Raw genomic sequence first — 20,976 nt, forward strand, 5'->3', positions numbered from 1 at the left:
CGCGCCGCCCTCAGGCGGGTGCGGTATCGCGTCCCCAGCGGGTTGCGAATTTCATCTGGACGGCCGGCGAGTAGACGATCGACGTGCGTTCCACCAACCGATCGTCGGCGTCGAGCACGTCCCCGCTGGCACAAAGATAGCCCGGCACTTCAGGCGCCGGAGCAAAAACCTCCCGCAGACGTTCGGATGGCGGCACAACCGTCAAAAGCAATTCCGAGCGCAGGGGGTGGCGATCATAATCGCGGCGCAATACCTCGTAGAGTGATTGCGCCGCGAAATCGTAGCGGTCGATGCCTGGGTAGAGGGCGAGATCGAGTTGCGACGTATCGACGTTCAGCCAGTTGACGGTTTCGCCGTTGGCAAGTCCGCGGGCACGCACCAGCAACAGTTCACCGTTCTCGACCCGGTGCTCCAGCACCCGCGTCGTCGGGCGTTGGCCCTGTCGGCGGGCCAGTTCGGTAAAGCTGCCGAAGTTCCAGATATTGTGGCTGATCGGCCGGTGCGAAACGATCGTGCCTCGGCCGCGAACCTGCTGGACCAATCCTTCCGACACCAAAAGCGCCATCGCATTGCGAACCGTGGTCCGGGCGATGCCGAACTGATCGCGCAACTGGTTTTCCGAGGGAATGGCTTCCCCCTCGGAAAAGTCACCGCTCAGGATTGCGGCTCGAAGAGCCCGGTAGAGCTGCCGGTAAAGCTGCTCGCTCGAATAGAGATCGAGGCGCAATCTCGACAATCTGTCGTCCGCGGCGGTGGAGGCGTCAGGCATGGAAGGATGGGTCAAGGCGGGCTCCGGTTTGGCTCCGTTACTTCGTGGTTCCGTTCACCTTGAACTCTTCCACGGCGGCTTCTTTCAAGCCATGACGGTCGAGGATCTGTGCATAAGTACCATCCGCCTTCAGTGCCTCGAGCGTTGCCAGCACCGCATCGCGCAAGGGGCCATTCGCCTTGGCGAAGGCGATGCCATAGTAGTTGATGTCGTCCACCTTGCCGATCTGGTAGAACTTGCCCGGTTCCTGCTTCATCAGATCGAGCAGGCCTTCCAGGCCGATGACCGAGGCCTGTGCGCGGCCTTGGCGGATCTGCATGATATGCTCGGCCTGGGTCGGGATCTGGATGACGGTGATCGGCTTGTCGACTGCACAATTGGCCTTGCCGACATTTTCCGCCCAGGTGACCCAGCTGGTGCCCGTCGCCACGGCGACGGTCTTGCCGCAGAGGTCGGTTTCGACCTTGATCTCACCTTGATGATCGGCCGTGGAATAAAAGACGTTGCCAGTCTTGAAGTAGTCGATGAAATCGAGCTGTGTTTGGCGTTCGACCTTGTCGGAGAAGGCGGTCATGATCATGTCGGACCGGCCGGTGACGACCTGCGGAATCAATTGCGGGAATTCGACGTTCTGGAATTCGGCCGTCAGGCCGAGGCGCTCGGCAATGGCCTTGGCCAGATCGATGTCGAAGCCCTTCAGGTCGGTCGAGCCGGCATCGCTGTATTCCATCGGCGGATAGGCAAGGCTGATCGTGACGTTCAGTTTGCCGGCGGCGCGCACGGCTTCGGGCAGGGCGCCGGCCAGCTTCTCATCGGCTGCGGCATGGGCCGCTCCGGCTGCGCCGAGGCTGATGAATGTGGTGGAGGCAAGTCCCAGAACTATTGGCAGCAGTCGTTTCATTTTCTGTTCTCCCATTTTTAAGCTGAAAATTGTCAGGCCAGAACGCGGCTGAGGAATGTGCGCACGCGCGGATCGCCGGGGTTGCTGAGGACCTGTTCCGGCGCGCCCGTCTCGCGAATTTCTCCGTCGATCATCACCACGACGCGGTCGGCCACCTCGCGGGCAAAGCCGATCTCATGGGTGACGACAATCATGGTGGTGCCGCCGCGCGCCAGATTGCGCATGACCTCCAGCACCTCGCCGACAAGTTCCGGATCGAGCGCGCTGGTCGGCTCGTCGAACAGCATCACCCGCGGCTCCATGGCCAGCGCACGGGCGATCGCCACGCGTTGCTTCTGGCCGCCGGAAAGCTGCGACGGATAGCTTGAGGCCTTGGCCGCCATGCCGACCTGCTCCAGCAGATCCATGGCGCGGGCTTCGGCTTCGGCACGGCGCAGTCCGCGCACGACCATCGGCCCTTCGATGACATTGCCGAGCACCGTCAGATGCGCGAACAGATTGAAATGCTGGAACACCATGCCGAGCTGGCTCTGCTGGGCGCGCAGCCGCTTGACAGGCAGTTCCTGAAGAGCGCCCCGGTGGAGCGCATAGCCCATGATCGCGCCATCGACCCAGACATAACCGCCGTTTGGCGTTTCGAGGTGGTTGATGCACCGAAGGAATGTGCTCTTGCCGCTACCCGAAGGGCCGAGGATGCACAGCACCTCACCATAGGCCACTTCGAGGTCGAGGTTTTTCAGCACCTCGTGGTGGCCGAAACTCTTGCGGATGCCTACCGCCTTGACTGCGAGACTCATGCTTCCCTCACGGCGGCCGCTCGCCGCGCCCGTCCTTTGAACCAGCTTCGGTCAGCGGCGACGGCAGCGTCGCGGCCGAAATGGCGTTCAAGATAATACTGACCGATGGAAAGCACCGTCGTTCCGGCCAGATACCAGGCGGCACAAACGAACAGCAGCTCGATGACCGCGCCGTTGATGAAGTAGATCCGCTGGGCCGCGTTCAGCATTTCGCCCATGGCGATCGTGGCGGCGAGCGAGGAGAATTTCAGCATGCCGATGGCGCTGTTGCCAAGAACCGGCAGGATCAACCGCAGGGTCTGCGGCAGCATGATGCGCCGCATCGTCTGGCCCGGCGTCATGCCGAGTGTGTGGGCCGCTTCTTTCTGGCCGCGATCGACAGACGAGATTCCGCCGCGCACCACCTCCGTCAGATAGGAGCCTTCGTTGACGCCAAGACCAAGAACGGCAGCGACAAAGGGGGTCACCACATCGACCATGCGCTCGTCCACAAGACCCGGAATATAGAGCCGCGGAAAGACGAGCGCGATGTTGAACCAGATGAGAAGCTGGAGCAGCACCGGCGTGCCACGGAATATCCAGACGTAAAGCCACGCGGCAAAGCGCAGGATCGGATTTTCCGAAAGGCGCATGATCCCGAAGGCGAAGCCGAGGATCACGCCAAGCGCAAGTGCGCAGGCCGAGATCAGCAGCGTCCAGCCGAAACCGGTGATGATGACGCCGGCCGTCAGAAACTCCCCGACCACTGGCCACTGGATTTGACCGACCGCAAAGGCGCGACCGATCACGGCAAGCAGGAGGATGACGGCGCCGCCACTGATCCAGCGCCAAGGATGGCACAACCGACGCACAGGCACATCCGGGCCCGGCAGGTCTGTCAGCGACAGCGTGGAAGTTGCATTCGAGGTTGATCGGGTCATGGTGTCCAATTGTAGGGTTAGGCCTACAACTTACTAAATGTGTTCTAAAAGGGAGTCAAGCGGGCCGCTGGACGCGCTGCTCTCACCGTTTTTAGCAATTCTAAAAAAATGCGATTGACAGATAATTGCGTCCAGTCCTACGCTGAAGAAATACTAAAAAACTGAGGGGCACCATTGAAGACCGAAAATATCTCGAAAGCGGAAATTGTCGCGACAGAACTGCCGTCACTTGGCGATCGGTTGCGCGAGCGGCGCAAGGCGCTGAAGATGACGCTGCAGGAGGTTGCCGACCAGGCCGGCTTCTCCGCCGGTTTCATCTCGCAGATTGAGCGCGGTATCACCGTACCATCCCTCACGTCGCTCGTTGCCGTCTGCCGCGTCCTGAAGGTCGAGGTCGGAACCTTTCTCAATTCGCCCAAGCCCGCCTCGCCCTTCACGCGGCGCGAAAGCCGCCCCGTTTACGCACTTGGGGGCGAGGCCGGCAGCACTGTGTCCTACGAGCGGATCTCGGCAGCCTTTCCGGGCAACGTTCTTCGAAGCACGATCATTCACGAGCCGCCGGGCTTTCGAAGCGAGCCGATGTCGCATGAGGGAGAGGAGATCTTCTTCATTCTGGAAGGGGCATTGACGCTCGAAGTGGACGGCGAGCGCATGGTTCTGAAAGCGGGCGATTCCGCCCATTTTCCATCGATCCGCACCCACGCGACCTGGAACCACACGACCGAGCCGGCCACCGTCCTGCACACCTGCACGATGGATGTCTTCGGCGATGGCGAGCCGTCGGGAAACACGGATAACAGCCTGGTGGTGACGCGTGCGGAAAACCGTCGCAGCACACCCAAAAAACGTAAGATCAGCAAGGGGAATTGAAATGAAAACCATCATGAAGATGCTGGCCGCGGCCCTCCTGACAGCATCCTCGGTCCACGGCCTTGCAGCGGCCGAGACGGTCCTGCGGCTTGATGAGGCGCCCGTCGGCGAGCTTGATCCGGCCAAGGCCTCCGACTACGCGGACTCGATCCTGATCTTCAACGTCTATGACGCTCTCGTCATTCCCAAGCAGGGGCAGCCGGGCTACGCCCCGCATCTGGCGGCAAGCTGGGAGGTGGAAGGCACTGCCTACACCTTCAAACTGCGTACGAACGTCAAGTTCCAGAGCGGCAATCCGCTCACGGCCGATGACGTGGTCTTCTCCTTCGAACGAATGAAGGCGCTTGGCAGCGGTCTCTCCTACCTCTTCGAAAACGTCGACAAGGTTGAAGCCATCGATGCCGCCACCGTGCGCTTCACGCTGAAACAACCCTATTCACCCTTCATTTCGGCGCTGACGCGCCTGCCTGTCGTCGACAAGAAGCTGGTGCTCGAGCATCTCGGCAATGGCGATGGCGAGATGAAGGATTGGGGCCAGGGCTTCCTGTCTGCCAATGCGGCCGGAACCGGTGCCTACAAGGTCGTCTCGCACAATCCGCAGGAGGAGACGGTGATGTCGAAGAACGCCGGGTACTTCCTCGGCGTGCCGGCAAAGGCGCCGGATACGGTGCGCATGCGTTACGGCCTGGAGGCCGCGACGGTTCGCACCCTGATTTCCCAGGGCGAGCACGACATCTCTTCGCAGTGGCTGCCGCCGGAAGTGCTGAAGTCGCTGGCGGCCGACGGCGCGCAATTGCTCACCGAGCGCGGCACGACCGGCTTCTACATCAAGATGAACACCGCCAAGCCGCCGTTCGACGATGCCGAGTGCCGCCTCGCGGTCTCCTATGCCTTCGACTACGAGTCCGGCGTCAAGATCGTCGCCATCAACGACAAGGTCTCGCAGGGCAGCCCCGCCACCGGTGCGATCCCCGTCGGCATGCTCGGTGCGCTGCCGCAGGACAACGTCCTGAAGCGTGACGTCGAGAAAGCCAAGGAACATCTCGCCAAGTGCAAGTACAGACCGGAGGAGATGAATGTCGAGCTCTCCTGGATCGGCGAAGTTCCGCTCGAAGAGCGCTTTGCACTGCTGATGCAGGCAAATTTCGCCGAAATCGGCATCAAGGCCGAGGTCAAGAAGCTACCCTGGGCATTGTTCTCCGAACAGGTTTCCAAGCCGGAAAACACGCCGAACATCTCGCAGCTCTTCGTCAACACGCTGACCGGCGATCCGGATACGCTGCTTTACGGCATGTACCATTCGTCGGCCGCTGGCACCTGGCAGGCGCCGGAATATCTGAAAGACGCCGAGGTCGATGCGCTGCTCGACAAGGGCCGCGCGGAGCAAAGCGACGACGGCCGGGCGAAAATCTATCAGGACCTCGGCAAGCGTCTGCTGACAGTGACCCCGTCGATCTTCGCTCAGGATCAGACCGCCGTCTTTGCCGCGAGCAACCGTGTTTCCGTGCCGGCCCTGACGGATCCGGCCAAGGCGTTCCCGCTTGCGGGTTTCGGCTTCAATTTCCGCCTGATGGAAATGAAGGAATGATCGAAGCGCCATCCGCGCCGCTGACGGCGGCGCGGACCGTCGTCTGCTGACAGACCCAACCGAGAACCACCAAGATGCCGTCTTTAATCCGCCTCCTTGCGAAGCGGCTGGGAACCTCATTGATCGTTTTGATCGGAGTTTCCTTGCTGATTTTCGCCATCGCCCGGGTCATCCCCGGCGATCCCGCCCGCATCGCACTCGGCCCGAACGCCACGGCCGAAGCGATTGCCGCCCTTCGTGACAGGCTGCATCTCGACCAGTCGTTCCTGACGCAATACGGCTATTTTCTCGCGGACCTGGTGCGGGGCGATCTCGGCGCATCGCTCTACACCAATCGGCCGGTAACGTCGGACATCGCCCAGTTTCTACCCGCAACGCTGGAATTGGTCATCATCGCCGGGCTGATGATGGTCGCTTTCGGTCTGCCGCTCGGCATTCTCTCGGCGCGCCATCGCGGCACTTTCATCGATCATGCGATCCGGATGGTGACGTTGCTCGGCGTTTCCGCCCCGGGTTTCGTGTGGGCGGTGATCCTGATGCTGGTCTTTGCCTATTTCCTGCCGCTCTTTCCGATTGCGGGCCGCATCTCCGATAGTTTCACGATCCCACCCGTTTCCGGCTTCCTGCTGATCGACACCTTGCTCGCCGGCAATATCAGAGCTTTCGGCAATGCGGCGTGGCATATCGTGCTGCCGGCGTTCGCGCTGGCGTTGTCGGGCATCGGGCAGGCGGCACGGCTCGTCCGCTCCAACATGGTGGAGACCTACGACAAGCCCTATATCGAGATGGCGCAGTCCTATGGTTTTGCCGAAAAGCGCATCGCCAGGCGCTATGCCTTCCGGCCGTCGCTGATCCCGTCGCTGACCATCATCGGGCTCGACTTTGCAGCCATGCTCGGCAACGCCTTCCTTGTCGAAGCGGTCTTTGCCTGGCCCGGCCTGTCGCGCTACGGCGTCGCCGTCATTCTGCGCAAGGATCTCAACGCCATCGTCGGTACAGTGCTGATCATGTCGGCCCTGTTCCTGATCGTGAACATCGTCGTCGACCTGCTGGTCTCCATCATCAATCCGCGCATCCGTCTTTCCCAGAGGGCGTCATGAAGAGAACGCTTCTCATCCTTACCCGCAATCCGCTTTCGCTCATCGGCCTGATCCTGGTCGCGCTCGCGGTGCTGTCGGCCGTGTTCGCCGATCTCATAGCGCCGTTTCCCGAGCATCGCGGCGCTGTCGTCGACTTCGTCAACTTCAACAAGGCGCCGGAATGGCCCTACATATTCGGCACGGATCTGGTCGGCCGCGATCTCTTCAGCCGCATCATCTATGCCTATCGCATTTCGCTCGTACTCGGCATCGTCGTCTTGGCGATTGCGGTTCCGGTCGGCGTCGCGATCGGACTGATCGCTGGATATGTCGGCGGCTGGACCGAATATCTGCTGATGCGGCTGACCGATGTCTTCCTGTCGATCCCGCCGCTGGTGCTTGCCATGTCGATGATGGGGCTGCTGGAGCCGACGTTGACCAATGGCATGATCGCGGTCACCGTCATGTGGTGGCCCTGGTACACCCGGCTCGTCTACAATCTCGCCCGCTCCGAGAAGGAGGAGGGCTATGTGCTCGCTGCCGAGGTCATCGGCGCCTCGAAGCTGCACATCATGTTCCGCGAAATCCTGCCGAACTGCGTGCCGTCGATCCTGACCAAGATGACGCTCGACTTCGGTTTCGTGATCCTGATTGCCTCGTCGCTGTCGTTCCTTGGACTTGGTGTTCAGCCGCCGACGCCTGATCTGGGCTCGATGGTCGCTGAAGGCGCCAAATATCTGCCCGACAGCTGGTGGCTGACCGTCTTCCCCGGCCTTGCCATTCTCATTGCCGTCTTCGGCTTCAACCTCATCGGCGACGCCCTGCGCGAAATCCTGGGAGTGGATCAATGAGTGCTCCGACCCTCAAGATCGAAGACCTGAAGCTCGCCTTCAAGACGCATCGCGGATTGGTCGAGGTGCTGCACGGCATATCGCTGCATATCCGCAAGGGAGAGCGTGTCGCTCTCGTCGGTGAGTCCGGTTCGGGAAAGTCGGTGACGGCTCGCATCGTTCTCGGCCTGCTGCAGCAGATGAAGACGGCCCGGATTGCGGGCAAGCTGGAATTCGAAGGCCGGGAGCTCGATCGGCTGTCCCGCCGCGAGCGGCATCAGCTGCGCGGAACGAAGATGTCGATGATCTTTCAGGACCCGACGTCCTCGCTGAACCCGACCTATACGATCGGAGCGCAGTTTCGCGAGGTACTCGACCGCGCGACGCCGGGTATCTCCGCTGCCGACGCACGCCGCAAGGCGGTCGAGGCGCTTGCCGATGTGTCGATCCACGAACCGGAGCGCGTGCTCGATTCCTATGCGTTCCAGCTTTCGGGCGGTATGAACCAGCGCGTGATGATCGCCATGGCGCTCGCCAACAATCCGTCGCTTCTGTTGGCCGATGAACCCGGTACGGCACTCGATGTCACGGTTCAGGCGCAGACGCTGCGATTGATGAGCACTCTTGCGGAAAAGCACGACACCGCCGTGCTGTTCATCTCGCACAATCTTGGCGTCGTGCGCGAGTTCGCCGATCGGGTCTACGTCATCTATCAGGGCAACATCGTCGAGCAGGGGCCGACTGGCGCCTTGTTCGACAATCCACGCCATCCCTATACGCGCGCGCTGCTGGCGGCAGTTCCCCGGATTACCGGCGGGGGCATCCCGGATATCGCCGAGACGACCGACGATTTCTTCGCGCCGCTTGCGGCCCATGCCGGCTTTAGCGAGAAGGAACTGCTGGCATGAGTGCTCTGCTCTCCATACGCTCCGTGTCCAAGGAATTCACGGTCGGCTCCAACACCGTTCGTGCGCTCGACACCGTTTCCTTCGACGTCGCCAGGGGCGAATGCCTGGCGATCGTCGGTGAGTCCGGCTCGGGCAAATCGACGATCGCCAACGTCATCCTCGGCATCTACGGTGCGACCTCGGGCGAGATGATCTTCGACGGCGAACCGCTTGACCAGACGAGGACGAAGCGGCATCGCCGCCGGATCCAGCTTGTGCAGCAGAACCCGCTGTCCTCGCTCAATCCGCGACGATCGATCGGCGCCTCGCTTCGTCTCGCGCTCGACGTTCACGATATTGGCGACCGCAAGGCGCGCGATGCCGAGACCGGGCGTCTGCTGGAAGAAGTCGGTTTGCCCGCCGACTTCCGCACCCGCGCACCGGCCGCGCTTTCCGGCGGCCAACGGCAGCGCGTGGCGATCGCCCGGGCGCTCGCCTGCCAGTCCGAACTGGTGGTGCTGGACGAGCCGACCTCGGCGCTCGACGTTCTGGTCCAGGCCCGCGTGCTCCGGCTGTTGCAGGACCTCAAGGTGAAACGCAACCTCACCTATATCTTCATCACCCACGACCTTTCCGTCGTGCGCAACATCGCCGACCGCGTTGCCGTGTTCGAGCGCGGCAAACTCGTCGAACTCGGTACGACGACGGACCTCTTCACCACCCCGAAGCATGACTATACCCGCCGCCTCATCGGCGCGGTTCCGGTCGTCAGCCGCGAGGAAGCGGCTCTTCGCGACCGACTTATGGAGAATGACCATGCAGATGCCTGACTATAAATTCTTCGTCGAAGCCGTGGCCGCTGCCGGCCAACAGCCGCAGGCGGCCTATGCCGCCTTGGAAAAGCTCACCCACGACGTCGTCGGCGTGAAGCTGTTCACGATCATGACCAGCGACACGAAGGATAAGTTCTCCGAACGCGTCTACTCCAATATGCCCGACGCCTATCCGGTGCTGGGAACGAAGCCCTACAACGACACCCGTTGGTCAGATATCACATTGCGTGACAAGCAGACCTTTGTCGCCAACACGATCGAAGACATCGCCACGGTGTTCGACGATCATGAGCTGATTCAGTCGCTTGGCTGCGAATCCGTCATCAATGTGCCGATCATCGTCGATGGCGAAGTCATCGGCACGCTGAACTGCCTGCACGAAGCGGGCTTTTACACCGACGAACGCATCAAGGCGGCCGAGGCGCTGAAACTGCCCGGCGCCGTTTGCATGCTTCTCCATGAACAGATGAAAGCCGGAGCAAGATAATGGCCGAGAAAACCATTCGCGTTGCCACCGACGTCGGCGGCACCTTTACCGATCTGGTCTGCTTCGAGACCGATCACGCCACGGGCCAGTCCCGGATCATCACCGCCAAGTCTGACACGACCCCGCCCAACTTCGAGCAGGGCGTGCTCAATGTCCTGGAGAAGGCGGCGATCGACCCGAAGACGGTCGACTTCCTTGCCCACGGTACCACCGTCGTCATCAACGCTCTGACCGAACGCAAGGGCGTGAAAGTCGGCCTCATCACCACCGAGGGCTTTCGCGACACGCTCGAAATCGCCCGCGGCAACCGACCGGACTTCTTCAACCTTCATTATGTGAAGCCGGAGGTTTTCGTGCCGCGTTATCTGCGCCGCGAGCTGGCGGGACGGATGAACTACAAGGGTGAGGAACTGCAGCCGCTCGATCTCGCGCCGCTGAAAGCGATCCTGGACGACTTTCGCGCCGACGGTGTCGAGGCGGTTGCCATCTGCTTCCTGCACTCCTACGCCAACCCGGCGCATGAGCAGGCGGCCCTGTCAGAGATGCGACGCCTTTGGCCCGGCATATCAGCGGTCTCCTCCCACCAGATCACCCGCGAGTGGCGCGAATACGAGCGCACGAACACGGCGGTCATGTCGGCCTATGTCCAGCCGGCCGCTGAGCGCTATCTCGGCCGCCTGAACGACGGTCTCAAGGATCGCGGCTTCGACGGCAACCTGTTCATCATGCAGTCGAATTGCGGCGTCGATTCCCTGGATTCCGTCTCGAAGATCCCGATCACCATGGTCGAGTCCGGGCCAGCCTCTGGCTTCTGGGGCGCTGCCGAGCTCGGCAAGCTGATCGGCGAACGGAACGTGCTCGCCCTCGATATCGGCGGCACCACGGCCAAATGCTCGCTGATCGAAGACGGCAAGGTCAGGATCATGACCGACTATTGGATCGAGCGCGATCGGACCTCTGCCGGCTATCCGATCATGGTGCCGGTGGTCGACCTGGTTGAAATCGGCAATGGTGGCGGATCGATCGCCTGGGTGGACGATTTCGGCAAGCTGCATGTCGGCCCGAAGTCGGCCGGTGCGATGCCGGGACCGGCCGCCTATGGGCGCGGCGGCACGAGCCCGACGACGACTGATGCCAACCTCTGGCTTGGCCGTATCAACCGTGACTATTTCTGCGGCGGCTCGGTCATTGCAGACATGGCGGCGGCTGAGAAAGCATTGAGCGATGTCGGCGCAAAGCTCGGTGCGAGCCCTAGCGATGTGGCGCGCGGCATCATCCGCATCGCCAACAACAATATGGTCAACGCGCTGAAGCTGGTTTCCCTCAACCGCGGGCATGATCCGCGCGACTTCACGCTCGTCGCCTTCGGCGGCGGCGGTGCCATGCATGCGGTGGCGCTCGGCGCCGAACTCGGCGTGAAGAAGGTGGTCATTCCGGCGGGCGCCGCCGTCTTCTCCGCCTGGGGCATGATGATGTCCGACCTTCGCCGCGATTTCTTCGTCACCAAGCTGGCGGAATTGAAGGCGGGCGCCGGCAATGCTGTCGAGGCCCTGTTCGCCGAGACCGAAGCGGTCGCCCTTCAGCAGTTCGGCGAAGAGGAAGTGGATGCGTCGAAGGTCAAGTTCCTGCGATACGGCAAGTTCCGCTACCAGAACCAGGAGCACACGACCGAGGTCCTGATCGAGGGGGCGATTTCGGACGCAAGGCTGGCCGAGATCGAGGCGGCATTCCACGAGACCTACGAGCGCGAATATACCTACCGGCTCGACGCGCCGGTTGAGCTTGTCGGCATTCACCTGGTTGCCTCAGCCGAGGTCGGCAAACTGACCATGCGCCATAAAGAGCCGACCGGTGCCAAGGCCGAGGTGGCTTCCAAGGGCGAGCGCGAGGTGGACTACGCGCTCGAGGGTGTCCACAAGGCCGCGATCTACGACGGCGAAAAGCTCGAGCCCGGCATGACGTTTTCCGGCCCTGCGGTGATCGAAGATCCCGGGACGACGATCGTCATCCATCCCGGCAATCGCGTCGAGGTCGATGGCTTCGGCAACATCCATATCAATCTCAAGGCTTGAGGAGAGCGGGGTATGACTTCAGTTTCCCACGACCCCATCACTCTGGAGATCATCCAGAATTCGCTGCAGGCAACGGCCGACGAGATGTTTGCCGCCATGCGCAAGACGGCAATGAGCTCGATCATCTACGAGGTGCTCGACATGGGCACCGGCATCACTGATGCGACCGGCCGGCTGGCGTCGTCCGGCGCCGGTATCCCCGGCTTCATCGGCGTGCTCGACAAATCGGTCAAGGTGCTGCTGGAGAAGTTCAACAAGCCCGGTGATATCGAGCCGGGCGACGTGTTCATCACCAACGATCCCTATTACGGCGGCGTCACCCATCTCAACGACCTCGTCGTCGCGATGCCCGTCTTCGCCGACGGCAGGATCATCGCCTGGACCGCCAATATTGCCCACAATTCCGACGTCGGCGGCAAGTCGCCGGGCTCGCTCTCGGCTGATGCGACGGAAATCTTTCAGGAAGGCTTGCGGCTGCCGGCGATCAAGATGATTGCCCGGGGCGAACCGATCCCGGCCGTCTTCGACATCATCACCGTCAATTCGCGCATGCCCGATTTTATCGAGGGCGACCTCTGGGCGGCGATCGCGTCGGTTCGCATCGGCGCCAGGCGCCTGGCCGAACTCGCGGAGAAGTACGGCGTCTCGACCTTCGAGGCCGCCATGGACAGCTTCATGAACTTTGGGGAGGAAGTCACCCGCGCCGAGCTTGCCAAGCTGCCGCATGGCACGTTCGAGCTCACGGAGGAGCAGGACGACGGCCGGTTCTTCAACGTGAAGGTGACAATCAGCGACGACGAGTTCGTGATTGACCTGCGCGACAACCCTGCGCAGGACGAAGGGCCGTCGAACGCCTGCCGCGACGATACGCTGGTCAGCATGCAGGTCATCTTCAAGGCGCTGACCGACCCGACCTCGCCGGCGAACGAAGGATCGTTCCGCCCGCTCAAGGTTCTGACCACGGAAGGTACCTGCTTCCATGCAAGGGAGCCGGCTGCCGTCGGCTTCTACTACGAGATTGGAATCCGGGCCTACGATCTGGTCTGGCGCTGCCTGGCGCCGCATATGCCCCACAAGCTGCCGGCCGGGCATTTCTCCTCGATCGCCGGCACGTTCATCGGCGGCATCCATCCCGACACCGGTCGCCAGTACACGATCATCGAACCGCAGATTGGCGGATGGGGCGCTAGTGCCGGCCGGGACGGCAACAGCGCGATTTTCTCGGGCGTGCATGGTGAGACCTACAATTGCCCGGCCGAGATTTCCGAGGCGCGCAACGGTCTCATTGTCGATCGCATGGAGCTCAACACCGATGCCGGCGGCGAAGGCAAATGGTCCGGCGGTCACGGTATCCGCATCGACTACCGCATTCGCCGCGACGACAGCTTCCTGACGCTTGGCTACACCCGTTCGCGCATCCTGCCCTGGTCGCTCGACGGCGGTAACGAGGGAACGCCAAACTATGCGCTGGTCATGCGCAAGGACGGAAGCAATGAGCGCTACGCCTTCGGATCCGGCATCAAGGTGGATACGAACGACGTCATCCGGATCATTACAGGCACGGGCGGCGGACTTGGCGACCCGAAGGAGCGCGATCCGACTTCAGTCGCCGACGATATCCGCAACGGTTATATCTCGCCCGAACGGGCGCGACAGGTGCACGGCTATGTCGGCTAGGCCCGATCAAAGATGAGCCGAGGTGCCTTTTGGCGCTTCGGCCATTGGATCGCGGCCCGCCGGATCGATAAGCGCGGCACGGTCCCGCAGACTGCGCGGCAACCGGAAACAGTTTCGCATTCGCTCCTTGTCTGCGCTGAAGATCGCGAGCGTCATCAGGCCGCGCGGGCCTGAGCCGGGGATATGCCGGTAGACGCTCGACGCTTGACGACCGCCAGCAGCTCGTTGGCGGGAGACCGTATTTGCTGGTCTCGCCGGATGTGTGCACTTGAACGAAGACGTCGAGATCGCGCCGGCCGCCTGCAGCCGGGCGGTTTAATTCCTACAGCGCCGCGCGTCAAACATGACGCGCTAAGGACGCTGTAACACTTTAAACTTGCTGCATAATTTATCCTTAAATCGATTCCGATTTAAGGATAAATTATGCAGTAGGCTACCCGGAGGCTGTCGAGCGCGTGAAAGTCGCAGATGGAATAGGGTTGGCTATGGGCTTTTCAGGGTCTTCAGTGCGTCTGCGAGCTTTCTGACTGCCAGTTCAAGTTCGTCCGGCGTGTAGGCGGCAAAACCCATCAGAAACCCAGCCGTGCCGTCACCGGATGCATGAAGCGCCGATAACCCCAGAAGTTCGATGCCGACGCGCCGGGCGGCATCGATGGCTGCACGCTCGGGCAAGTCGCAGGTCAGCACGCACGGCATCTGGAGCCCGCCGATCGGGATGCGCGGTTCGACGAAGGCCGAAAGGTGTTTCGCAATAAGGCTGGTGAGGATTTTGAGCCGGTCAGCGTAAATGCCGCGCATGGTGCGAACATGCGCACCGAAATGTCCTCCTTCCATGAAACGGGCAAGCGTCAATTGCGCCGCCGAGGCGGTGTGGCCGTCAAGCAGCGTGCGTGCGACGGTCATCGGTTTGACCAGCTGCGGAGGCAGGACGACGTACCCGATCCGTAACCCGGGAAAAAGAGATTTGGTGAAGGTGCCGATGTAAATGGTCCGGTCATGTGGATCGAGACCTTGCACGCAGGCCGTTGGCTTGCCGTCGTAGTGGAATTCGCTGTCGTAGTCGTCCTCGATGATCCAGGCCTGATGTCTGGCGGCCCATTCGATGAGGGAAAGTCGTCGCTCGAGCACAAGTGTTGCGCCGGTTGGAAACTGATGGGAAGGCGTGACGAAGACGGCCTTGGCCTTGCGCGGCTCGTCCAGGATCTGTTCGACCGCGATCCCATGATCGTCGACGGGAATTGGTATGCATTCCAGCCCGGCAGCGTCGAACGCCTTCCGCGCGCCGTAGTAAGCTGGATCCTCGATCAAGATGCGATCTCCCGGATCAAGCAGCATATTGGCGCAGAGCGTCATCGCCTGTTGCGAGCTCGTGAGGACCAGCACCCGGTCGGCGCTGGCGCGAGCACCGCGCTCAAGGTTGACATAGTCGGCGATCGCGCGCCGAAGCGGCTCCGTGCCTTGCGGATCGCCATGAAGCAGCGCTCGCGTGCCTGTTTCCTTCAGCACTTGCCGCTCCAGGCGTTGCCAGAGTGGAAGCGGAAAGCTGCGCGTCTCAGGCACGCCCGGCGCAAACGGTCTGGGGGCAAGCTGCTCGTATACTCCGCCGCTGCGGAACATTGTAGTTCCGCGTTTGCTGAGGTTCGCTGGCTGATGGCGCAGAAGCGCGCGCCGTTGCGAGGGCTTATGGCCAGGGGAGAACGCGGTCATCTCCGCCACGAAACTGCCGCTGCCCACCCGCCGGTCGATAAAGCCCTCTGCATGGAGCTGGGAATAGGCGGCCTCGATCGTATCGCGGGATACGCCAAGCGACTTGGCGAGGGCGCGTGAGGCTGGCAGTGGCTTGCCGGGGCCAAGCGCACCGTCGACGATCAATTGCCGTACCGCCCGCTGGATCCGCGCATGCAGCGGCAGCTCAGCATGTGCGGGATGGGCAAGCCATGCCTTCACGGATTCCAATTGGGAATGTTTGAACAAATGGTCTGGCTACCTCTCGAAAAGTGGAGGGAAATATCAGGCCATTCATCGGTTAAAAGTCAAGCCGCATCACGGCCCCGGGGCCAGAGATCTTCAGGAGATTCAACAGGATCATGCAGCCTATCTCGTCACCATCGCCCCTACGTTTAAGCGACTTCACGCACCCGATCGTCGCCGGATTGATCTCCGTCATCGTCAATTACGGCGGAACCTTCATTCTGGTCTTTCAGGCCGCAAAGGTTGCCGGCCTAAGTCCAGAGCTAACGGCATCCTGGGTGTGGTCTGTTTCAATCGGCGTCGGCCTGACGGGACTGTTCCTGAGCTGGCGGTATCGCGAGCCGATCATTACGGCCTGGTCGACGCCGGCTGCGGCTTTCCTCGTCACCGCCCTTGCCACTACCCCCTACGCTGAAGCGGTAGGCGCCTATCTGCTCTCGGCGGCAGCCTTCGTGGTGCTGGGATTGTCGGGCTGTTTTGACAAGGTCATCAAGCTGATTCCGCCTGGCATCGCCTCAGGCCTGCTCGCGGGCATATTGCTGCAATTCGGCATCGGGGCCTTTGGTGGCGCGACGGTCGATCCGCTGCTGGTCGGGCTTCTGATCATCGCCTATCTCCTGCTGAAACGCTTTACCGCGCGCTATGCCGTGGTCGGCATATTGGTGCTCGGACTTGCATTCTTGGTTATGCAGAGCCGCGTCGACCTTTCCGGGCTTCAGCTGAAGCTGGCGGCGCCGGTGTTCACTCTGCCGGAATTCTCGTTGAATGCGCTCCTGAGTGTTGCGCTACCGCTGTTTCTGGTCACCCTGACGGGGCAATACATGCCGGGGATGCTGGTTCTGCGCAATGACGGCTTCAGGACCAGCGCCAATCCGATCGTGACGATGACGGGACTTGGCTCACTTGTCATGGCGCCGTTCGGCTCACACGCCTTCAACGTCGCGGCTATCACCGCCGCGATCGCTACAGGCAAGGAAGCCCACGAAGACCCGGCCAAGCGTTGGCTGGCGGGGATCGCAGCGGGTGTCGTCTATGTGCTTGTCGGCGTATTCGGTGTGACACTTGCGGCGGTCTTCATGGCATTGCCGGCGACGTTCATCACGACGCTGGCCGGACTTGCGCTGCTGGGCACAATCGGCGGCAGTCTCGCTGGTGCGATGGCTGATCCGAAGTCCCGCGAGGCCGCGCTGATTACCTTCCTCGCATCGGCCGCGAATATCAACTTGCTCGGCATTGGCGGTGCGTTCTGGGGGCTCGTGATCGGTCTTGTGGCCTACATCGTGCTGAACGGTCGCCTGCCGCGCCGCGAGCGTGCTGAACTGGCTGCCCGCGAGGGTGCGGCCGAATGATGTTCGCGCTTAGGAACACAGCTTCGCTCGATGCCGAAACGGTTGTCGAAGGCTACGCCGCTGCCAGTTCCGCACGTTTCAGGTGCTGCTTCGGCAGGTGGGCAAGAATTTCTCGGTTTATGCAGGAAATGTTTCGATACCGTCATCGCCATGGCCATTTTCGGGGCGGGCGTGAAAGGGCCAAAGCAGCCGGGACTGGGGTCAGTCAGCTGCGTTCTTGGCTTCGTTGAAGATCCATTCGATGAACACTTTTGACAGCGGGGAGTTCTCGCGGCCCTTCTGTGTCAGCACATAGTAGCCTTTTGGCGAAGCCTTGAGTGAGCCCTTCAGCGGGCGGACCAGCGCACCCTGGGCCAGTTCCTCCGCAGCCGTGATGTTGTCGCCCATCGTGATACCCAAGCCGACGCGCGCGGCGGCGAGGTTTTGGTTGAAGTCCTCGAAATACAGCCGTCGGACGTCGGCGGCGGTCGTCCCGTTCTCCTTTACCGCGAACCGGTTTCTTTCGCTGCCTGAAGGCGACTATTCGCTGCGCCACTACCGCGCACTCCTGGACGCCGACACGTGGCTCGCCAGCATCGGCACCAGCGCTGCCCAATATACGCTTCGGCCTCTTCACGGCCTGGTTCATCAGCCTCGTGATGTCCTGGGAGGAGAGTTCGGTCACCCTCTTTATCAGCGGCGTCAACGTCACGACTTTGCCGAAGAGGATGTCGGACAATCTGCGTCTCGATCTGGATCCGGCGATCGCGGCGATTTCCGTGCTGATGACCGTTGTGACGGCCCTGGTCGTCATCCTGCGCGGCAGGCGGCCGCAAAGCGAAGCGCAGGGATAGACGCACGTCCGGCGTTGCCCGCGGGTCCACGGATCCGCGGGCGATACCCCCTAAGGGTGACTTAACGCACTTCCGCCATGTCCCCATACTCCTTGGAAAAGACGGGAAGTTTCAGTCCCGAACAAGGGGAACATCAGATGCGAACCAGTGCCAGCCTATCGATTTCGCGCTCGAGCGAGCGTGCTCAAGGTTTAACGGAAAAGCCAAGGCTTCACGATCCGCGACAAGACACGATCGCTGCGGAAGTGAAGGGGCTCTCGAAAGTCTACAACGCCGGCAGTTCACGGGCCTATGAGGCGCTGAAGAATTTCCATCTGTCGATCCATGCCAACGAGTTCTTCACCCTGCTTGGCCCGTCTGGCTGCGGCAAGACAACGCTTCTGCGCATCCTGGGCGGCTTCGAAACCTTAAGCGCCGGGACCTGCACGATCTTCGGCCAGGATGTGAGCCGGCTGCCGCCGGAAGCCCGGCCGGTCAACACCGTGTTTCAGCAATATGCGCTCTTTCCGCATATGACCGTTCGGCGCAACATTGCCTTCGGGCTCGAAATGCTCGGTACCTCGCGCGCCGAAACGGAGCGCACGGTCGAGCGCATGCTCGAGCTCGTGCACATGACCGAGTACGCAGATCGCAAACCCGACACGATGTCCGGCGGCCAACGGCAGCGCGTTGCGCTTGCCCGGGCGTTGGCGCCTCGACCGAAATTGCTTCTGCTCGACGAACCGCTATCGGCGCTGGATTTGAAGCTCCGGCAGAAAATGCGCCTCGAACTTAAGGCGCTGCAGCGGGAAACCGGCATCACCTTCATCTTCGTGACCCACGATCAGGAAGAAGCGCTTGCGATGAGTGACAGGATCGCGGTCATCGACCAGGGAAGATTGCAGCAGGTCGGCACGCCCGAAGAGATCTATGAGCATCCGGAAAGCCGTTTCGTTGCCGATTTCATCGGCGAATCCAACCTTCTCGATGCGCGGGTGTCGGGACTGACCGGCACCGAGGCGAACCTGACCATCGAGGGGTTCGCCGACATCCGTACACCGGTCGAATGGCCACTTGCGGTCGGGCAGGCCGTGTCACTGTCCATTCGTCCCGAACGGCTGATTATCCGCGAGGCCGGCGAGGAAACGTGCAGCGGCATGGCACGTGTCGTTGCCCGGACCTATCTCGGAAACGCGGTCGAGTATCACCTCGTTGCCGGAGCCCAGTCGCTGACCGCCCGGGCGCCGCGAGGCGGATTGCGCGGCCTCCTGGATTTCGCGCCCGGCGACGAAGTCGGGGTGGGTTTCGAGCCTGGCTCGATCAAGGTGCTGCTGTCATGAGCGCGCGGCAATTTTCCCTTTCCTCCCGCATCTCGCCGCGCCTTGCCGATCTCGGCCTGCTCGGTCCCGCCATCGCTGTCATCCTGGTCTTCATGGTCGCGCCGATGGCGATCATGTTCGTCTACTCCTTCCTGCAGGCCGCGCCCTATGGCGGCGTCGAATGGGTATTCACGACCGAAGCCTACAGCTCGATCCTGTTCGAACGGGATTTTCTGGATGACAGCCTGACGTTTACGCCCGATTACCTCATCGTCCTGGCGCGCTCCGTCTTTCAGGCGGGCATCGCAACGGTGCTCTGCCTCGTCATCAGCGTGCCGACGGCCTATTACATCGCCACCAGGCCGGAGCGGCAGAAGAATATCTGGCTGGTGCTGATCACCATTCCCTACTGGGTCAACCTGCTGATCCGCACCATCGCGCTCCTCTTTGTTCTGCGCGGCGATGGTCCGATAAACGCTGTCCTGATGAATCTCGGGATCGTCAGCGAGCCTTTGCCCTTGAGCTACAACGGCTTTGCGGTCTGCCTCGGGCTGATCTATTCCTTCCTGCCCTTCATGGTGCTGCCGCTCTACTCGGCCTTCGAGCGTTTCGATTTCCGGCTGCTGGAAGCGGCCTACGACCTCTATGCCAGCCGCCGCATCGCCTTCTTCCGCATCGTGCTGCCGGTCATGCGGCCCGGCCTCATCGCCGGAAGCCTTCTCGTCTTCATTCCGTCGATCGGCTCGTATCTCGCCCCCGACATCCTCGGCGGCGGCAAGACCCTGATGATTGGCAACCTGATCGGCACCCAGTTCCAGAGCGCGCGAAACTGGCCGTTCGGCGCGGCGCTGTCGATGATCCTGCTGACGCTCACGCTCCTTGTGCTCCTGTGGCTTGCCCGTCGGGCCGGGCACCAGAAGTCCGATTGCCGCTAAGGAGACCAACCGATGTCCAACACCTCCTCATCGATCACGAAAACGGTCACCGCCACGTCCCGCATCGGTGATATCCGCGCCTTTGCCGGCTTCGGCTCGGTCGCGGTCGGCTGCCTCGCCTTCCTCTACGCGCCGATCGTCTTTCTGGCGGCCTATTCCTTCAACGACGGCCGCTCGGTCAGCCGGTGGAGCGGTTTCTCCCTCCGATGGTATACGACCGTCTTCAGCAACGAGAATATCCAGACCGCGGCGCTGAACTCCGTGATCATCGCCGTCATCGCCGCGACAGTCGCCACGCTGTTGGCCCTTGGTGCCGCCACTGCCACCGCCAATCGCCGAGCAACCGGCGGAGAGGCGGCCTATGTGGTCCTGACCTTCCCACTGATGGTACCGGAAATCGTCACAGCCGTTGCCTCGCTGGTGTTCTTCGTGGCCATCGGCATCAGCCTCGGCTTCGTCACCATCCTGATGGCGCACATTGTCTTCTGCATCCCATTCGCCTATTTGCCGATCAAGGCGCGGCTGGAGGGGTTGGATCCGAGCTTGCCGGCGGCGGCGGCCGATCTTTACGCCTCGCCGGCGCAGGCTTTCACCCGCATCACTCTGCCGCTGCTGGTGCCGGGGCTGCTGTCCGGATGGCTGCTCGCCTTCATCATCTCGCTCGACGATTTCATCATCACCGCGCTGGTGGCCGGACCGGGCGCAACCACCTTGCCGCTCCACATCTACGGCATGCTGCGGCTCGGTATGACGCCCGAAGTCAATGCCATCTCGACGCTGATGCTCGGTGCTTCCACCGTGCTCGTCCTTGTCTCTGCCCTTATCGGCCGGGTCGGCCACAAACACTGACAACCGCCTGACAACAATCAAAAAAGGGGAA

General features: G+C 61.8%; 21 protein-coding genes. 14 read left to right on the top strand and 7 right to left on the bottom strand.

The features are described from left to right. Nucleotides 1–10: 10 nt before the first annotated feature. The 4 genes from BC363_RS10600 to BC363_RS10615 are packed head-to-tail and all read right to left on the bottom strand — an operon-like array spanning nt 11 to nt 3,387. Complete coding sequence (locus BC363_RS10600; protein ID WP_139109952.1) at nt 11–784, bottom strand: GntR family transcriptional regulator; 774 nt, start codon at nt 782–784, stop codon at nt 11–13. A 22-nt stretch (nt 785–806) separates the two neighbouring features. Further along, nucleotides 807–1,670 carry an ABC transporter substrate-binding protein gene (locus BC363_RS10605; RefSeq protein WP_141690274.1) on the bottom strand — a complete coding sequence of 288 codons (864 nt, stop codon included), beginning with the start codon at nt 1,668–1,670 and terminating at the stop codon, nt 807–809. A gap of 32 nt (nt 1,671–1,702) precedes the next feature. Then, nucleotides 1,703–2,467, bottom strand: a complete 765-nt coding sequence (locus BC363_RS10610) for an amino acid ABC transporter ATP-binding protein (protein WP_065794767.1) — start codon at nt 2,465–2,467, stop codon at nt 1,703–1,705. Beyond that, nucleotides 2,464–3,387, bottom strand: a complete 924-nt coding sequence (locus tag BC363_RS10615) for an amino acid ABC transporter permease (protein WP_083222467.1) — start codon at nt 3,385–3,387, stop codon at nt 2,464–2,466. The genes BC363_RS10610 and BC363_RS10615 overlap by 4 nt, the downstream gene beginning before the upstream one ends. Before the next feature lie 174 nt (nt 3,388–3,561). Here BC363_RS10615 and BC363_RS10620 point away from each other — a divergent pair, with 174 nt between their 5' ends. Together BC363_RS10620 and BC363_RS10625 are read left to right on the top strand one after the other, a co-directional pair. After that, nucleotides 3,562–4,257 (top strand): XRE family transcriptional regulator, encoded by a 696-nt coding sequence (locus BC363_RS10620; RefSeq protein WP_202618555.1) that lies wholly within the window; start codon nt 3,562–3,564, stop codon nt 4,255–4,257. Nucleotide 4,258: 1 nt separating this feature from the next. Next, nucleotides 4,259–5,845, top strand: coding sequence for an ABC transporter substrate-binding protein (locus tag BC363_RS10625; protein ID WP_065781738.1), 1,587 nt, complete (start codon nt 4,259–4,261; stop codon nt 5,843–5,845). On the opposite strand, the gene BC363_RS35395 is transcribed toward BC363_RS10625, so the two are convergent. Next, a complete protein-coding gene (locus tag BC363_RS35395; RefSeq protein WP_167590808.1) occupies nt 5,814–6,005 on the bottom strand; it encodes a hypothetical protein in 192 nt (63 codons plus the stop codon). The genes BC363_RS10625 and BC363_RS35395 overlap by 32 nt on opposite strands. On the opposite strand from BC363_RS35395, the gene BC363_RS10630 reads away from it, so the two are divergent. From BC363_RS10630 to BC363_RS10660, 7 genes are read left to right on the top strand one after another with little or no spacing between them, the layout of a single operon-like run. After that, nucleotides 5,989–6,945 carry an ABC transporter permease gene (locus BC363_RS10630; protein ID WP_244519847.1) on the top strand — a complete coding sequence of 319 codons (957 nt, stop codon included), beginning with the start codon at nt 5,989–5,991 and terminating at the stop codon, nt 6,943–6,945. The two genes, BC363_RS35395 and BC363_RS10630, sit on opposite strands and share 17 nt — an antisense overlap. Continuing rightward, on the top strand, nt 6,942–7,775 hold the full coding sequence (locus tag BC363_RS10635) for an ABC transporter permease (protein WP_065781736.1): 834 nt from the start codon (nt 6,942–6,944) through the stop codon (nt 7,773–7,775). Before BC363_RS10630 ends, BC363_RS10635 begins: the two co-directional genes overlap by 4 nt. Further along, nucleotides 7,772–8,662, top strand: a complete 891-nt coding sequence (locus BC363_RS10640) for an ABC transporter ATP-binding protein (protein ID WP_065781735.1) — start codon at nt 7,772–7,774, stop codon at nt 8,660–8,662. The genes BC363_RS10635 and BC363_RS10640 overlap by 4 nt, the downstream gene beginning before the upstream one ends. Beyond that, complete coding sequence (locus tag BC363_RS10645) at nt 8,659–9,471, top strand: ABC transporter ATP-binding protein (RefSeq protein ID WP_065781734.1); 813 nt, start codon at nt 8,659–8,661, stop codon at nt 9,469–9,471. Before BC363_RS10640 ends, BC363_RS10645 begins: the two co-directional genes overlap by 4 nt. Beyond that, on the top strand, nt 9,458–9,961 hold the full coding sequence (locus BC363_RS10650) for a GAF domain-containing protein (RefSeq protein ID WP_202618556.1): 504 nt from the start codon (nt 9,458–9,460) through the stop codon (nt 9,959–9,961). The genes BC363_RS10645 and BC363_RS10650 overlap by 14 nt, the downstream gene beginning before the upstream one ends. Beyond that, nucleotides 9,961–12,033: a hydantoinase/oxoprolinase family protein gene (locus BC363_RS10655; RefSeq protein ID WP_065781733.1), complete on the top strand. Its 2,073-nt coding sequence runs from the start codon at nt 9,961–9,963 to the stop codon at nt 12,031–12,033. Before BC363_RS10650 ends, BC363_RS10655 begins: the two co-directional genes overlap by 1 nt. A gap of 12 nt (nt 12,034–12,045) precedes the next feature. Beyond that, complete coding sequence (locus BC363_RS10660) at nt 12,046–13,710, top strand: hydantoinase B/oxoprolinase family protein (RefSeq protein WP_065781732.1); 1,665 nt, start codon at nt 12,046–12,048, stop codon at nt 13,708–13,710. Nucleotides 13,711–14,193: 483 nt separating this feature from the next. Here BC363_RS10660 and BC363_RS10665 read toward each other — a convergent pair whose 3' ends face one another. After that, a complete protein-coding gene (locus tag BC363_RS10665; RefSeq protein ID WP_065781731.1) occupies nt 14,194–15,684 on the bottom strand; it encodes a PLP-dependent aminotransferase family protein in 1,491 nt (496 codons plus the stop codon). 113 nt (nt 15,685–15,797) lie between these two features. Here BC363_RS10665 and BC363_RS10670 point away from each other — a divergent pair, with 113 nt between their 5' ends. Continuing rightward, the gene (locus BC363_RS10670; RefSeq protein WP_065781730.1) at nt 15,798–17,030 is read left to right on the top strand and encodes a benzoate/H(+) symporter BenE family transporter; all 1,233 of its coding nucleotides are present in this window, start codon (nt 15,798–15,800) and stop codon (nt 17,028–17,030) included. A 201-nt stretch (nt 17,031–17,231) separates the two neighbouring features. Here the strand turns inward: BC363_RS10670 and BC363_RS10675 are convergent, their stop codons facing one another. After that, nucleotides 17,232–17,477 carry a LysR substrate-binding domain-containing protein gene (locus BC363_RS10675; protein ID WP_083223424.1) on the bottom strand — a complete coding sequence of 82 codons (246 nt, stop codon included), beginning with the start codon at nt 17,475–17,477 and terminating at the stop codon, nt 17,232–17,234. Between the two features lie 191 nt (nt 17,478–17,668). On the opposite strand from BC363_RS10675, the gene BC363_RS10680 reads away from it, so the two are divergent. The 4 genes from BC363_RS10680 to BC363_RS10695 all read left to right on the top strand — a co-directional run bounded on the left by BC363_RS10680 (nt 17,669) and on the right by BC363_RS10695 (nt 20,945). After that, a complete protein-coding gene (locus BC363_RS10680) occupies nt 17,669–17,863 on the top strand; it encodes a hypothetical protein (protein WP_065781728.1) in 195 nt (64 codons plus the stop codon). Nucleotides 17,864–18,000: 137 nt separating this feature from the next. Then, nucleotides 18,001–19,182 (top strand): ABC transporter ATP-binding protein, encoded by a 1,182-nt coding sequence (locus BC363_RS10685; protein WP_083223423.1) that lies wholly within the window; start codon nt 18,001–18,003, stop codon nt 19,180–19,182. Beyond that, a complete protein-coding gene (locus BC363_RS10690) occupies nt 19,179–20,096 on the top strand; it encodes an ABC transporter permease (protein WP_065781727.1) in 918 nt (305 codons plus the stop codon). The genes BC363_RS10685 and BC363_RS10690 overlap by 4 nt, the downstream gene beginning before the upstream one ends. Before the next feature lie 12 nt (nt 20,097–20,108). After that, nucleotides 20,109–20,945, top strand: a complete 837-nt coding sequence (locus tag BC363_RS10695) for an ABC transporter permease (RefSeq protein WP_083223422.1) — start codon at nt 20,109–20,111, stop codon at nt 20,943–20,945. Nucleotides 20,946–20,976 lie beyond the last annotated feature (31 nt).

It is taken from the genome of Ensifer sp. LC384, from assembly GCF_001695865.1.
GTDB lineage: Bacteria > Pseudomonadota > Alphaproteobacteria > Rhizobiales > Rhizobiaceae > Ensifer.